This window comes from Pedobacter aquae (assembly GCF_008195825.1).
Classification (GTDB): domain Bacteria; phylum Bacteroidota; class Bacteroidia; order Sphingobacteriales; family Sphingobacteriaceae; genus Pseudopedobacter; species Pseudopedobacter aquae.
Genome location: NZ_CP043329.1, coordinates 479,906 through 493,876 on the forward strand (window position 1 = coordinate 479,906; position 13,971 = coordinate 493,876).

At 33.8% G+C, this 13,971-nt stretch carries 13 protein-coding genes and 2 pseudogenes; 4 read left to right on the forward strand and 11 right to left on the reverse strand.

Going from position 1 to position 13,971, the window contains the following annotated elements; translation table 11 throughout:
• Positions 1-14 precede the first annotated feature (14 nt).
• Both FYC62_RS02215 and FYC62_RS02220 read right to left on the reverse strand, forming a co-directional pair.
• Positions 15-899, reverse strand: coding sequence for a 1-aminocyclopropane-1-carboxylate deaminase/D-cysteine desulfhydrase (locus tag FYC62_RS02215; RefSeq protein ID WP_168199351.1), 885 nt, complete (start codon positions 897-899; stop codon positions 15-17).
• A gap of 60 nt (positions 900-959) precedes the next feature.
• Positions 960-2,021, reverse strand: coding sequence for a DUF6588 family protein (locus FYC62_RS02220; protein ID WP_149073749.1), 1,062 nt, complete (start codon positions 2,019-2,021; stop codon positions 960-962).
• A 197-nt stretch (positions 2,022-2,218) separates the two neighbouring features.
• On the opposite strand from FYC62_RS02220, the gene FYC62_RS02225 reads away from it, so the two are divergent.
• Entirely contained in the window at positions 2,219-3,247 is a 1,029-nt protein-coding gene (locus FYC62_RS02225) for an RluA family pseudouridine synthase (protein WP_039449604.1), read from the forward strand.
• A gap of 44 nt (positions 3,248-3,291) precedes the next feature.
• Positions 3,292-4,134, forward strand: a complete 843-nt coding sequence (locus tag FYC62_RS02230; protein WP_039449478.1) for an aminotransferase class IV — start codon at positions 3,292-3,294, stop codon at positions 4,132-4,134.
• A 119-nt stretch (positions 4,135-4,253) separates the two neighbouring features.
• On the opposite strand, the pseudogene fmt reads toward FYC62_RS02230, so the two are convergent.
• Positions 4,254-5,167, reverse strand: a pseudogene (fmt, locus tag FYC62_RS02235) (methionyl-tRNA formyltransferase).
• Positions 5,168-5,187: 20 nt separating this feature from the next.
• Complete coding sequence (locus FYC62_RS02240; RefSeq protein WP_149073750.1) at positions 5,188-6,396, reverse strand: exo-beta-N-acetylmuramidase NamZ family protein; 1,209 nt, start codon at positions 6,394-6,396, stop codon at positions 5,188-5,190.
• A gap of 72 nt (positions 6,397-6,468) precedes the next feature.
• Here FYC62_RS02240 and FYC62_RS02245 point away from each other — a divergent pair, with 72 nt between their 5' ends.
• Complete coding sequence (locus tag FYC62_RS02245) at positions 6,469-7,686, forward strand: ABC transporter permease (RefSeq protein WP_149073751.1); 1,218 nt, start codon at positions 6,469-6,471, stop codon at positions 7,684-7,686.
• Here the strand turns inward: FYC62_RS02245 and FYC62_RS02250 are convergent.
• From FYC62_RS02250 to mazG, 4 genes and pseudogenes are all read right to left on the reverse strand, one after another.
• Positions 7,675-9,015 carry a hypothetical protein gene (locus tag FYC62_RS02250; RefSeq protein ID WP_149073752.1) on the reverse strand — a complete coding sequence of 447 codons (1,341 nt, stop codon included), beginning with the start codon at positions 9,013-9,015 and terminating at the stop codon, positions 7,675-7,677. The genes FYC62_RS02245 and FYC62_RS02250 overlap by 12 nt on opposite strands.
• Positions 8,999-9,568 (reverse strand): RNA polymerase sigma factor, encoded by a 570-nt coding sequence (locus tag FYC62_RS02255; RefSeq protein WP_039449473.1) that lies wholly within the window; start codon positions 9,566-9,568, stop codon positions 8,999-9,001. Before FYC62_RS02255 ends, FYC62_RS02250 begins: the two co-directional genes overlap by 17 nt.
• Positions 9,569-9,570: 2 nt before the next feature.
• The gene (locus FYC62_RS02260) at positions 9,571-9,981 is read right to left on the reverse strand and encodes a hypothetical protein (RefSeq protein WP_052176791.1); all 411 of its coding nucleotides are present in this window, start codon (positions 9,979-9,981) and stop codon (positions 9,571-9,573) included.
• Positions 9,982-10,038: 57 nt separating this feature from the next.
• A pseudogene (gene mazG / locus FYC62_RS02265) lies at positions 10,039-10,835 on the reverse strand (nucleoside triphosphate pyrophosphohydrolase).
• Positions 10,836-10,919: 84 nt separating this feature from the next.
• Between mazG and FYC62_RS02270 the strand changes: the two are divergent.
• A complete protein-coding gene (locus FYC62_RS02270) occupies positions 10,920-11,159 on the forward strand; it encodes a hypothetical protein (RefSeq protein WP_149073753.1) in 240 nt (79 codons plus the stop codon).
• A 118-nt stretch (positions 11,160-11,277) separates the two neighbouring features.
• On the opposite strand, the gene FYC62_RS02275 is transcribed toward FYC62_RS02270, so the two are convergent.
• The 3 genes from FYC62_RS02275 to FYC62_RS02285 all read right to left on the reverse strand — a co-directional run bounded on the left by FYC62_RS02275 (position 11,278) and on the right by FYC62_RS02285 (position 13,963).
• Entirely contained in the window at positions 11,278-12,231 is a 954-nt protein-coding gene (locus FYC62_RS02275) for an aldo/keto reductase (protein WP_317131507.1), read from the reverse strand.
• Between the two features lie 536 nt (positions 12,232-12,767).
• Positions 12,768-13,451, reverse strand: coding sequence for a tRNA (5-methylaminomethyl-2-thiouridine)(34)-methyltransferase MnmD (gene mnmD, locus FYC62_RS02280; protein WP_039449466.1), 684 nt, complete (start codon positions 13,449-13,451; stop codon positions 12,768-12,770).
• A 17-nt stretch (positions 13,452-13,468) separates the two neighbouring features.
• Positions 13,469-13,963: a rhodanese-like domain-containing protein gene (locus FYC62_RS02285; RefSeq protein ID WP_149075825.1), complete on the reverse strand. Its 495-nt coding sequence runs from the start codon at positions 13,961-13,963 to the stop codon at positions 13,469-13,471.
• Positions 13,964-13,971 lie beyond the last annotated feature (8 nt).

A 13,971-nucleotide genomic window follows, 5' to 3' on the forward strand; every position in this document is an offset into this window, starting at 1 on the left:
TTACTTTAAAAAAACTAGAATTTATCTAACATACCTAATATCCCAAAAATACCTCCGGTATGTATCATCAATATTTTACTGTTAGCTTTAAAAAAGTCTTGTTGAGCTAAATCTTGTATAGCAAACATAGCTTTCCCGGTATAAACTGGATCTAACAAAATACCTGTTTTAGATGTGAAATCCTTTATAAATTGTATCAGTTCTGAAGTAGTTTTAGCATATCCACCAAAGTGGTATTGGTCTAGTAAAAGATAATTGGGCTTATTTATCAGTAAAGGTTCAATATCATTTTTTAAGAAAGCGCCACCTTTTAATACAGGAACCATGGCAAATGTGCTATCTAATTTATTTAAGTCAATTGCGTTGATTATACCTGCAGCAGTTGTACCTGTACCAGCAGCGCAAAAAATATAATCGTAAGTTTGTTGGAGTTCTGTTACAATTTCTCTGCAACCTAATTCTGCTTCTTTACCAGCGCCACCTTCATCAATAAAATATGCTTTTGGGTCATGAGCAAAATATTCATCAAAAAGGTGCTTTTTATTTTTATAGTTATCTCTGCTGGTAAAAATTAAATGCATGCCATGTATTTTACACAAATTGAGTAAGCTGTTATTTACCTCTTCGCCTCTTACAAAAGCAGTAGTTTTAAAACCAAATTTGGCCCCTGCGGCTGCGGTGGCTAATAAATGGTTAGAATAAGCTCCGCCAAATGTTACTAAATGGTTTTGTTGGTTTGCGGATGCTTTTAAGAGGTTATATTTTAATTTTCGCCATTTATTACCAGAAATAAAAGGGTGTATTAAATCGTCTCTTTTAACAAAGAGCCTGATATTTTTTTGCTTAAAGATGGGGTAGGATACTTCTTCCTCTGGACTGTCAAACTGTAAATTAAGCATCATGCAAAATAAAAAAAGCCATCCTGATTAAAGAATGGCTTTAAACTAATTTTAAAATCTTTATTTACCTATACCAAAACCTATACCTGCGGTTACGGCATTATACTCTCCAATATTATAAGCACCATACAACCTAAAGATAGCTAGGTGTAAAGAAAAGCCTACACCTGCCCTCATTCCTGAAATACTTTTTTCATTGATGACAACTGGGTCTTTAATAGTTTCTGTATCGTTTTGTCCGAGACCTGATTTGATAATATAATCTCCCAATATTCCTAATTCTGTTTTGGCGGTATTATAACCTACACTAACAAAGGGTGTGAAAACAGCTAATTTTTTAGATAAAATTGCATCTACAGTAAAACCTGATAGTTTTGATTCTATTCTTTGATTTAAATCTGCATTTGGATTAGGTCCTTCATTAATTTGGTCCTCGATAGCAAATTTATAATCTACATTAACTTGGTTATAGCCAAAAGCTAATGAAATGTCAACAGGGATAATTTTTTCTGATTTTCCGGGTAAAAAAGAGGTAATTTCTTTTTTGATACCAACACCCCATGAATTTATTTGACCACCATCTCCAAGTTTTGTTGATGGAACAAACCTTACAGAAACGTCGGTATTTTTTATTAAACCTACGGTTAATTGTACTTGTGGAGATGGAGCAATATTGAATCCTGTGCCTTCAGGCATTTGAAATTCTTCTATTGGAATACCATTATCATCTAATATTTGTAATATAGAACCTGCATTGTCATCACCAAATAAAGTTGGGGTTAGTTTGTTTTGTCCAGGTTTTAATCTCGTACTTGATGATAGGCCTAATTTAGTAACATCAAAACGCTGTTCTGCTGGAGGTACAAAAGCTCCGGTTGCTTGTATTCTTAAATCAAATTTTCCTAGATTTTTGGTTTTGGCAGAGTTAAACCATCCACTATTCATTCCAAAACCGAAGCCTCTGAAAAATGGATTTAGATAAGCTTGAGCTAACTTGGTAGCGTCTCCTGTACCTGCTTTTACAATAGCCCCAATATCATCTTGAGCAAATGAGGCAGCCGAAACGCTTAAAATTGAAAGAGTTAAGGCTATTTTTTTAGAAAAATGAGCGATTTTTACCATTTTAGGATTGATTTAGTTCAATTCCTAAAGTATATCTTTTTAATAAGAAATGGAAAAAAGTTAAGTACGAATACGAATTTTTTAGTAAAGTCTTTCATAATTTGTTTTTCTAGTTTTCATAGTACGTGTGCGAGCTCAAATGTGATACCATTTTTTACTAATTGATTGAAAATTCTGCAAAAGGTTTAATTTTGTCTATGGATTTTAATGAAGAAGCATCAGATTTAGACGAGAGTGACTTATATGAGCACCTTAGAATTAAGGTAGATAAGGGTCAGTCTTTACTAAGAATAGATAAATTTTTGATGCATCGTGTAGAAAATGCTTCAAGAAATCGTATTCAAAATGCTATAGAAATGGCTAATGTATTGGTGAATGATAAACCAGTGAAAGCCAGCTATAAAGTAAAACCAGAGGATGATATCTCTATTGTTTTACCACATCCGCCAAGAGATAATACTGTTTACCCTGAAGATATTCCTATAGAAATAGTTTATGAAGATGATGATGTACTTTTAGTTAATAAAAAAGCTGGGATGGTGGTTCACCCTGGTTTTGGTAACTGGAGCGGTACTTTGGTAAATGCCTTGGTTTTTCATTTTACCCAACTGCCACAATTACCCGGAAATGATGGCAGGCCGGGTTTGGTTCATCGTATAGATAAAGATACTTCTGGCTTATTAATCATCAGTAAAAACGAAAGAGCGATGACTTTCTTGGCCAAGCAGTTTTTTGATCATAGCATTAGCAGAAGATACTTGGCTTTGGTTTGGGGCGATTTGGAAACCGATGGTACCATAAGTGGTTATATAGGCAGAAGTGCCAAAGACCGTAAAGTAATGGATGTTTACGATGATCCTGAAAAAGGAAAATGGTCTGTTACGCATTATAAAGTTTTGCAGCGTTTTAATTATGTTACCTTGGTAGCTTGTGAGCTTGAAACAGGCAGAACCCATCAGATTAGAGCGCACATGAAACATATTGGGCATCCTTTATTTAACGATGCTCCTTATGGTGGAGATAAAATAAGAAAAGGAACTTTGGTAGCCAGATACAAAGCTTTTGTAGAAAATTGCTTCCAGGTTATCCCTAGACAGGCGTTACATGCACAATCTTTAGGCTTTATACACCCAGTAAGTAAACAGTTTATACATTTTGAAACAGCATTACCTGATGATTTTAAGCAGGTTATAGAAAAATGGACGAATTATATCCAACATCATTAAAATCTTATTAAAAAAGAAACGTTCAATTTCTAAATTTGCATGCTATGGCCAAACGCTTTATCAATTTTAACGGAGAGATTTATCAGGAAGACGAAAAGCTACTGGCTATAGATAATAGAGGCTATAGGTACGGAGATGGTATTTTTGAGACCATGCGTATGGCAAAGGGAAAACTAAATTTTGCTGATTTACATGCCGATAGGTTGCAAAGTGGCATGAAAACTTTGAAAATTGAAGGCTATTCGCAATTAGATGCTTACTTTTTAAAAGATAAAACAGAGGAGCTTTGCAAGCGTAATAAGATTACGCAAAATGCCAGATTTAGGTTAAACATTTATAGAAATGCTGGTGGCTTGTATACGCCAGATCAAAATAAAAGCGGTTATAGTTTAGAGGTTAGTCCTTTAGATTCTCCTTATTATGATATAAATGCTAAAGGTTTAATTTTAGATGTTTATGAGGATATTCCTAAGGCCGTAAACAGATTATCTAACCTTAAAACCTGTAATGCCTTAACTTATGTGATGGCGGGTTTGTATAAAAAGCATCATAAATTAGATGAGGCTTTTATCTTAAACCAGCATGGTTTTTTATGCGAGGCTATTAGTGCAAATGTATTTATTGTTTACGAAGGTAATTTATATACACCTGCTTTAAGCGAAGGTTGCGTAGGTGGCGTGATGCGTCAAGTAGTGATGCAACTGGCACAAAAAAATGATTTAAAAGTTGTTGAAGCACAAATAAACCCTGAAATACTAAATATGGCCGAAGAGGTATTCTTAACCAACGCTACCAAAGGTATACAATGGGTAATGGGCTTTAATAGAAAAAGGTATTTTAATGAAGTTTCAAGGTTTTTAGTAGAAAAACTTAACCAAGAAATTTAAATAGCAAGCACCTAACTCACGATAACTATCAGGCCATCCACCTAACAAACTAACCACCTAACCAACTAATACCTAACCAACTAATACCTAACCACCTAACCAACTAACCACCCAATCACCTAAAACTTAACACCTCTTAAAAACTCCTCTATCTGCATTCTTTTTTTGCCTTCTAATTGAATTTCTTTTACAGATATAAAGCCATCTAAAGCGGCAAATTTTAAAAATGTTTTGCCGTCTGTAAGGTATTCGCCGGGTTGTATATGAACAACGGCATTCTCTTTCTGAGCGGTGAAAATCTTGAAAGTTTTATCTAATAAATAAGTGAAAGCAGCGGGGTATGGACTTAATCCTCTAATGTGATTGTAAACTTTTTGTACGGGTTGGTTCCAGATGATTTTACAATCGTCTTTAAATATTTTTGGAGCATGTTTAAGTACAGCAATATCAAAATCATCTTGTGGTTTTTCTTTGTAATTACCTTCTTTAATAGCTGTAACGGTTTCTGTAAGTAATTTAGCACCTACAAACATCAATTCATCGTGTAATTGCCCAGCAGTCATATCATCGGTAATATCAACTTTTTCAGAGAATAAGATATCACCGGTATCTATTTCGTGTTTTAAGAAAAAGGTAGTTACACCAGATTCTTTTTCTCCATTTAAAATAGCCCAATTGATAGGTGCAGCCCCACGGTATTGTGGTAATAAAGATGCATGAAGGTTTATGGTTCCTAATTTTGGCATATTCCAAACGGTTTCTGGCAACATTCTAAAAGCTACAACAACCTGTAAATCGGCTTCTAAGGCTTTTAGTTCTTTTAAAAATTCTGGAGCTTTTAATTTTTCTGGTTGTAAAATGTATAGATGATGCTCTAAAGCATATTTTTTTACTGCAGATTCTTGTATTTTTGTCCTCTTCCGGCAGGCTTATCAGGTGCTGTGATAACGCCAACTATATCAAAACCAGCTTTTACCAAGGCATCTAAAGATGCTACAGCGAAATCTGGTGTACCCATAAATACTATTCTCATGCTGATATTCTCAATTTTAATTAATTGTATAATAAATATTTTTTTCTGCTTGCTTTATAGGTTTCAAGTCCGTTTGCCCAGCTTGCCCTAATTTCTGCTTCTGTTTTGCCATCTTTAATTTGCTGCATCAGTTTAGCATTGCCAGCTAGTTTATGAAAGAAGGGAGTGAAGAATTTTTCTTTTTCAGGGAAATCCTGATAAAGCTTTAATAAGACACCTATATGGAGTTGTTTTTGATTTTGAATATCCTTTAAAGCAGTACTTCTAAAATCAATACCATAACAAACCTGATTCTCTAGAGGAGGGTTTTTACTCATCCCAACAATACTTATAGGGGTAAAATTAAATTCATACTTTCCTTTCAATGCCGGGTGACCTAAAACTTGGAAAGGGTAAAGTGTTCCTCTACCTTGGCTTATAGCTGTACCCTCAAACATGCATAAACTTGGGTACAGATAAATAGATAAAGCATTAGGTAGGTTAGGAGATGGCTTAACAGGTAAAGTGTAAACCATATCATGACTGTAATTTTTAACCTTAATAATTTTCAATTTGCATTGGACACCATTGCTAAGCCATTTTTCTCCGTTCACCATCTGGGCAAATTCTGCCGGTGTTAAACCATGGCCAATAGGTATTTTGTGCATCCCTACTCCAGATTTAAACTCTGGTTCTAAAATAGGGCCGTCTATCAATTGTCCGTTAGGGTTTGGTCGGTCTAAAATAAGTAACGGTATTTGATTATCGGCGCAAGCCTGCATCACATAAGCTAGCGTAATGGTATAGGTGTAAAATCTAACGCCAACATCCTGAATATCATAAATTAAAACATCAATATTTGCTAAATCTTCTTTTGAAGGAGCGTGTTTCTTCCCATATAAAGAAATAACAGGGAGGCCGGTTTTTTTATCGGTATAATTTCCAACTTTTTCGCCAGCATCGGCATCACCTCTAAAACCATGCTCTGGTCCAAATATGGCTTTAATATTAACGCCTAAACTTTTTAAAGTATCTACTAATGAAACTTTGTTAATTTCTGCAGTTTGATTAATCACTAAACCTACTTTTTTACCTTTTAAATAGGGCAAATAAGCCTCTGTTTGTTGTGCGCCAGTAAGTATAGTTTTTTCTGGTTGAGCTTCTTTAACTGTGCTAGAGGTTTGTTTATTACCTGCCATACAACCATAAGAAGATAGAAAGAAAGCTAAAATGATGCTGATTTTATACATAGATACTAATTAACGTGTTTTTTTGCGTAAATGGTCGCATATTTGTGGCTTACAAATAAACAAAAAGAATTTTTGAATCTTGCATTTTTTATAGCCAAAAGGCTTTCCTTTAAAGCAGAGCGTACATTTTCTAAACTAATTGTGCGCATAGCCATCTTAGGCATAACGCTTGGTTTATGCGTAATGTTATTGGCTATCGCTATTATGAAGGGCTTTAAAACCGAAATAAGAGAAAAAATAAGAGGTTTTAATGGCGATATTCAAATACTTAAGTACGATTTAAATTCTTCTTACGAGAACTCATCTTTTAACCTTGAAACACAAAATCTAAATAAAATTAAACAGCTTCCTAATGTAGCTGTGGTAGATGCTTTTGCTACCAAACCAGGTATTATAAAAGCTAATGATGAAGTAGAAGGTGTTGTTTTTAAGGGTGTTGATAGCGCCTACCATTGGGATAATTTCAAAAAAGTTTTAATAGCAGGGCAGGTTATAGATTTTACCAAACCTGGTCATCAACAGCAAATTCTGATTTCTGAATTGGTTGCTAAAAAATTGAATTTAAAGGTTGGCGATAACTTTTTGATGTACTTTATTCAAGAATCTTTACGTAAACGTAAGTTTGAAATTGTAGGCATTTACCGTACCGGAGTAGAAGAGGTAGACAAGGTTTTTGTTATTGGAGATATGGATTTGGTAAGGAGGTTAAACAAGTGGGAAGACAACCAAGTTGGAGGTTACGAGTTAAGAATTAAAGATTTTAACCAGCTTGATGCAAGCAGTTATGATGTTGGAGATGAATTGCCTGCCCAGCTTAAAGCAGTTTCCGTAACCACCAATTTTCCTAGTATTTTCGAGTGGCTTTCTTTATTAGATATTAACGCTCAAGTGGTTTTGGTTTTGATGTTGATGGTAGCCATCATCAACATGATTTCTGCTTTGCTCATTATCATTTTAGAGCGTACACATATGATAGGTTTGCTGAAAGCATTGGGCGAATCTAATTGGGGAATTAGAAAAATTTTTCTTTACAATGCCGTTTATTTAGTTGGTTTTGGGATGCTGATGGGAAATATTTTTGGACTAGGTTTAGGCTATCTTCAACAACAAACACATTTCTTTAAGCTAGATGAAGCTTCTTATTACATGAGCTTTATTCCTATCCAATTTGAATGGTTAGATATTGTACTCATCAATATAGGAACCTTGGTAATTTGCTTAGCCGTTTTAATCATTCCTTCTATGCTGGTAAGTAAAATATCTCCGGTTAAGGCGCTATCATTTAAATAAAGAATTGTTTAAGTTTAACCTAAAACTTATACCTCCAGAGCCAATTTCTAATCTTTCATTACCCACAGTTCTTATTGGATATTTAATGAAAGGCTCTATAGCTAAAGAAGTTACATTTTTAACTGGGATATTAACTCCAACAGAAAAGTTTAAAGTACGAGCCAATTGTAGGTTAGAAAATAAGTTGTTATTATTCTCTTCTTTTAAAACTATATTATTGGTTTCTACACCAGCAAAACCATAATTTACTACAGAAATATTGTTTAAATAGCGCTCATTTAACAAAGTGTAAGAGCTAAAACCACTGGTTACAAACCAATTGATTTTTTTAGCGCTGGAGGTATATTTTACCTGCAAAGGAATATCAATACCAACTAACCTGGCATTAGAAAAATTCTGAGTAACTACCGTAGCCATAGCGTTAGCGAAAGCTTTTTCTGAAGCAGCATTATTTTGCTGAGGGTTACTGCTAATAAAAGCAGCGGTTTGCTTATTGATGTTAAAACCAGAGCTTAAACTAAATTTATTAGAGAGTTTATACTCAGAAATTATACCTATAGCTAGGTTTATATCCTCACTTACGCCTTCCCGAGTAAAATTCATAAAGGTAGAAGCATCTAAACCTAATTTTAATTTCTTTAAAGTTTTAAAAGGCTTAACCACAGATTTTTTGATATCTCCAGAATATGCACTCTGTGGCGTAGAAGCTAAAGCTAATACAGGAGATGAGTTGCCAAGAGACTTATTATTGGTTTTATTTGCTGCTATAATTTCACTGGTTGATGGAGCAAAATCTACCGAAGCAATATGATGCTGTGTAAGTTGCGTAATGATGCTTTTGGGGCTAATTTCTAATGGAGAAGCTAAAGTATCATTCAGAAAAAAATAATCATCAACAACAAAATTACTTGCTAAAGTTGTAGGATTTTGCCTTTTAGCTTTCTGATTTTTGATAAAAGCTTCTTCTTGCTTTATTACATTTTCTGAGCTTTCATTAGTTTGTTTACCTAAGGTAATTTCAATGTCTTTAGGCTTGGGTTCATCTTCAGAATTTATAGTTGCTGATGGTTTTTGTATGATATTTTTACTGATTTTAATTGGTGTTAATTCTTCTTGAGTTTCTGTTTGAACCGTCATGTTTAATAACCACAATATAGCTAGTGCTGCTGCCATGCCACTTGGTACACTCCATAACAAAAAGGCTCTTAATTTTTTGCGCTGTACTTTTTGCTGATATTTTTTCCAGCCGTCATCAGCCATTTGATCGTTGTAAATATCAAATGTATCTTTTATATGATCTCTCAGCTCCTTATCAAATTGCTCGTTCATAGTTCAGATAAAAGTGGTTATTTACTAATTTTCTTAATTTATCTTTTGCTCTGGATAAATATACTCTAGAGCTGCTAGAAGGGATGTCTAATATATCCGCAATCTCTTCATGAGAGTAGCCATCAATCTCATAAAGGTTAAAGATTAAACGATGTATTTCTGGCAATTCATCTAATAATTTTAAGATATCTTGGGCATTTATTTTAGAGATAATTTGATTATTTGCGGGTTTTTCTTCGGCATATTCTATATCTAAAACAGTAGAATGTTTAAGGTTTTTTCTTCTGCTGTCTATGGCAGAGTTTACCACAATTTGCCTAAACCACGGCTTTATCAATCTTTCGTTCTCAAAAGTTTTAATGGTTTTAAAGAGCTTCATAAAAGCATCATTAACCGTTTCTAAAGCATCATCGCGGTTAATGCAATAACGTAAAGAAATTCCCATAGCATAAGCATAAAAGCGCTTGTAAAGCATTTCTTGTGCTTTTACATCGTCTTTTCTACATTTTATGATAAGCTCTTGGTCGCTTAAACTGCTATAAGGATGCTTCATTGTTATTTTTCCAGTTTATAAATGTAACTGGAATTTCCATTTAATCTTGTGAGTATTAAATATTTATCCTGATTGGTGATTTCAAAAGTACCATTGAAAATAAAACTCCAATCAAAATCTGCCGTCCAAAAATTCTCATCTCTAAAAATAGCTTGATTACCTTCTACAGTAAAAGAACCGCTGCCACCTCTCATGGGCGAGTTTAAACCAGGTACAAAAGTATATTTACCATTTTTTACTTGGAGCACAAAAGGACTTGGCTCATAGCTATAAGAGCTATTTTGAATATAAAAAACACCTTTATAATCTTTTTCCAGTAGTTCTACCCGGCTGCTTTTCTCACAGGCGGCAAATCCTATAAAAAGAATGAGAATAAGACTGAAAACAGTTGATTGCAGATTATTCAAATACATAGAGAGTTGTTTTATAACACTACTTACGTATGCTTTATTCTTATTGATACACAGCCCCTAAAGTTTTTTTGCTTCGTTCCAAAATACATCCATTTCTGCTAAAGACATATCTTTTAACGATTTACCCATTTCTACAGCTTTATGCTCTAAATACTGAAATCTTTTAATGAATTTTTATTGGTTTTCTCTAAGGCATCTTCTGGGTTAATGTCTAAAAATCGGGCATAATTGATGAGTGAAAACATCAAATCGCCAAATTCACTTTCTGCTTTATCTTTATCTATTTCTTTGTTATCTGCAATGTTAAATTCGTTTTTAAACTCTTGAAGTTCTTCTTCAACTTTTTCCCAAACTTGGGTTTTATCATCCCAATCAAAACCTACGCCACGAGCCTTTTCTTGAATTCTGGATGCTTTAATTAATGCAGGTAAAGATGAAGGTACACCACCTAGAACAGATTTATTGCCTTCTTTAAGTTTAATTTTTTCCCAATTTTGCTTTACTTCTTCTTCGGTTTCTGCTTTGGTATCGCTGTAAATATGTGGATGTCTGTTGATAAGCTTATCGCATATACCGTTTAAAACATCAGTAATGTTAAAATCATTTGTTTCTGAACCTATTTTGGCATAAAAAACTAAATGTAACATCAAATCGCCCAGTTCTTTTCTAATTTCCTGCATGTCTCCTTCTAAAATAGCATCAGAAAGTTCGTAGGTTTCCTCAATAGTTAAATGCCTTAAGGTCTCCATGGTTTGCTTTTTATCCCAAGGGCATTGAGATCTTAAATCATCCATAATAGCTAATAACCTTTCAAAAGAAGTTGCAGGACTGTGCTGGGTATCAAATACATTCATGGGTTTAAAAATAGTTATTATCATGGCATTCTTAAATAAATATTACGGTATAACCTTTGATAGTTATGTATATATCCACAATTTATGAGAGACATGAACCAAGAACCCATTCATCTAATAATAAAATTAGATGGTGAAGAAACTCAGCTGAATGCTAAAAAAGAGGAAACTACCGATGGCATCAGCTTTTTTAAAATAGAACAAGAAGGTAAACTCATTACGCAAGTAAGAAAAATAGATAGCAAATGGGAACAGCTTTGGGGCGATTTACATCAACAACAAATTGATGAAATAGGGGCAGCATTAGATAGGGAAGAAGATTAGCAGCTTTTAGTACAATAAGTTTGAGGCTTTGAAAAAGAATTTCCACCAAAAAATAAACCTCTGTGGCTCACCTAATAGCCACAGAGGTTTATTTATTTAGATACGATTTATAAAAGCTCTAGCCCCAAGTAGGAAATTGCGTTTTATTTAAATCTAAAGCAGCAATGGTTGCCATATCAGCTTTACTTAGTTTAAAATCAAAGATGTTGAAGTTCTCAATGATATGTTCTTTTTTAGAACTTCTAGGGATAGCAACAACACCTCTTTGGTAATGCCACCTTAAACTTACTTGTGCATTTGTCTTATTATATTTTTTGCCAATTTCTGCTAAAACAGGGTTGGTAAAGAGCCCGTTTCTGCCTTGTGCAAAAGGTGTATAGGCTTCCATTTGAACCTTATTTTCTTTTGAATCTTTATAAGTATCTATCTGGTGAAAATAAGCATGTGATTCTACTTGGTTTACTGTAGGGATAATTTTAGCTTCTTTCATAAAATCAGCATATTGGTCTGGGGTGAAATTACTAAGGCCAATAGCTCTTATTCTACCTTCTTTATACAGCTCTTCCATCATCTTCCATGAGCCTTTAAAATCTCCTCTAGGGCGATGTATAAGGTATAAATCCAGATAATCTGTACCTAGTTTTTTCAATGAAGTTTCAAAAGCAATTTTAGATTTTTCGTAGCCAGAATCAGTTACCCATACTTTCGAAGTGATGAAAAGTTCTTCTCTTTTTATACCACTGTCTTTAATGCCGGCCCCTACAAATTCTTCATTTTTATAAAGTGTTGCTGTATCTATAAGTCTGTAACCTACCGAAATAGCATCTGCTACGCTTTGCTGGCAAACCGATTCTCTTAACTGAAAAGTTCCAAAACCTAGAACAGGCATGAGGACGCCGTTGTTAAGCTTTACATTTGGCACCAACTTACTTTTTTGCGGAGGGTTTACAAAGCCGTATGTATCTTCACTTAAAAAAGGTAATATTAAAGTAGAAGCAGCAAACAATGCACTTTTCTGAATAAAAGCTCTACGTTGTATATGATTTTCTTGTTCTTCTTTCATCTTGTTCATGATATTGGTTTAATAAAATGATGAATTGCTTTAGGAGATGAGAAATAACCTATAAAACAAATCTGAAAAGCAATTTAGAGCAATTATACATCAATAGATTATACTTGATGAGCAATAACATAAGATAGATTGGCATATTTTTATCAGTTGCCAGTATTCAGTTTCCTGTTACCAGTTGAATATCATTTTGGACATTCCTAAAGGTTTTTGAATTTTGATTTTTTCCTTTTGAATTTAAATCAGTTGCCAGTTCTGAGTTGCCAGTTCTAGATGAAAATTTTAGACGTTCTTTAAGGTTTTTTTAATTTTTAATTTTTCCTTTTGAATTTTAAATCAGTTACCAGTTCTGAGTTTCCTGTTTTCAGTTCTGGATGTCTATTTTGGGCGTTATTAAAGGTTTTTGAATTTTTAATTTTTCCTTTTGAATTTAAATCAGTTACCAGTTCTGAGTTTCCTGTTTCCAGTTCTAGATGAAAATTTTAGACGTTCTTAAGGGTTTTTTAATTTTTAATTTTTCCTTTTTAATTTTTAATTCTTCAGCCTTTCACAGCTCTAAGCATTTCGCGTTTTCCAGCTGCTCCTGGAGCTTTTTCTATCTTCATGTTCAAAGATTTCATGATGCGTTTTAAATCGCCAGTAATGGCATATGTAACAAAAACACCACCTGGTTTTAAGAAAGAAATGGTTTTAGTGATAGCTTCTTTGGTCCACATTTCTGGTTGATTAGAAGAGGCAAAAGCATCAAAATAAATAACATCAAAAAGCTGTGGGCTAGAGAAATTTTCTAGGGTAGTAGGGGCAATATGCAATTGGCAAAATTCATTTAAAGTAACGCTCTTTTGTAAGGCTTCGTCATACAGTTTGGTAAACATCCCCCATGTATTGGCAGAAACAATTTCTTGGTAAGCTGTTTCTTCAATCAAACCTAAATTTAACGGATACGCTTCTATACCTACATATTGGAGTTGTATTTCTTTGCCTTTACAAAAATCGGCAGTTAGCAAAAAGTTTAAGCCTGTACCAAAGCCGATTTCTAATACAGCAACCTCAGTATGTTGTTTATCTGCTAAGTAATAACGTAAGCCAGAATTTAAGAATACATGGTTGCTTTCTTGTAAAGCACCATTTCTGCTATGGTAATTTTCTTTGATAATAGGGTGATAGATGGTTTTAGATCCATCTGCTGTGGTAACAACCGTTAGCCTGTCAGGCTCTAACATATAACAACAATATTAAATTAAAAAACTTTTGTACCTCTTGATACCCATCTAGACCACTTTTTATTATACGTATGTACTTCAGAAGTTTGCACCCCGTCTGTTTTGTATACCGGATAACCGTGGTTTACCCATTCAAATATACTTCCATAAAGGTTAAAAACATTTTTGTAGCCCGCTTTCATGATTTTTTCTCCTATTTTCTCACTTCTATAGCCTACGGAGCAATACACCACAATGGTAGCATCTTTAGGGATGTCATAAATATCTCGCATATCAAACCAGATATAGCCTACATTACGAGCATGTTTTAAGTGGCTAACGTTAAATTCTTCTTTCTCTCTGGTATCTAGCAAATAAACATTCTTAAGTTCTTTTAAAGAATCAACCGTAATTAAAGGTACACTATGATGGTAAATGCTATCAAGCATATCTTTAAATTCTGGATTTTTTATTTGTGCAAATAAAGATTGGGGTAAAACTAGAAGGAGTAAATAATAAAACTTTTTTAACATCATGAATG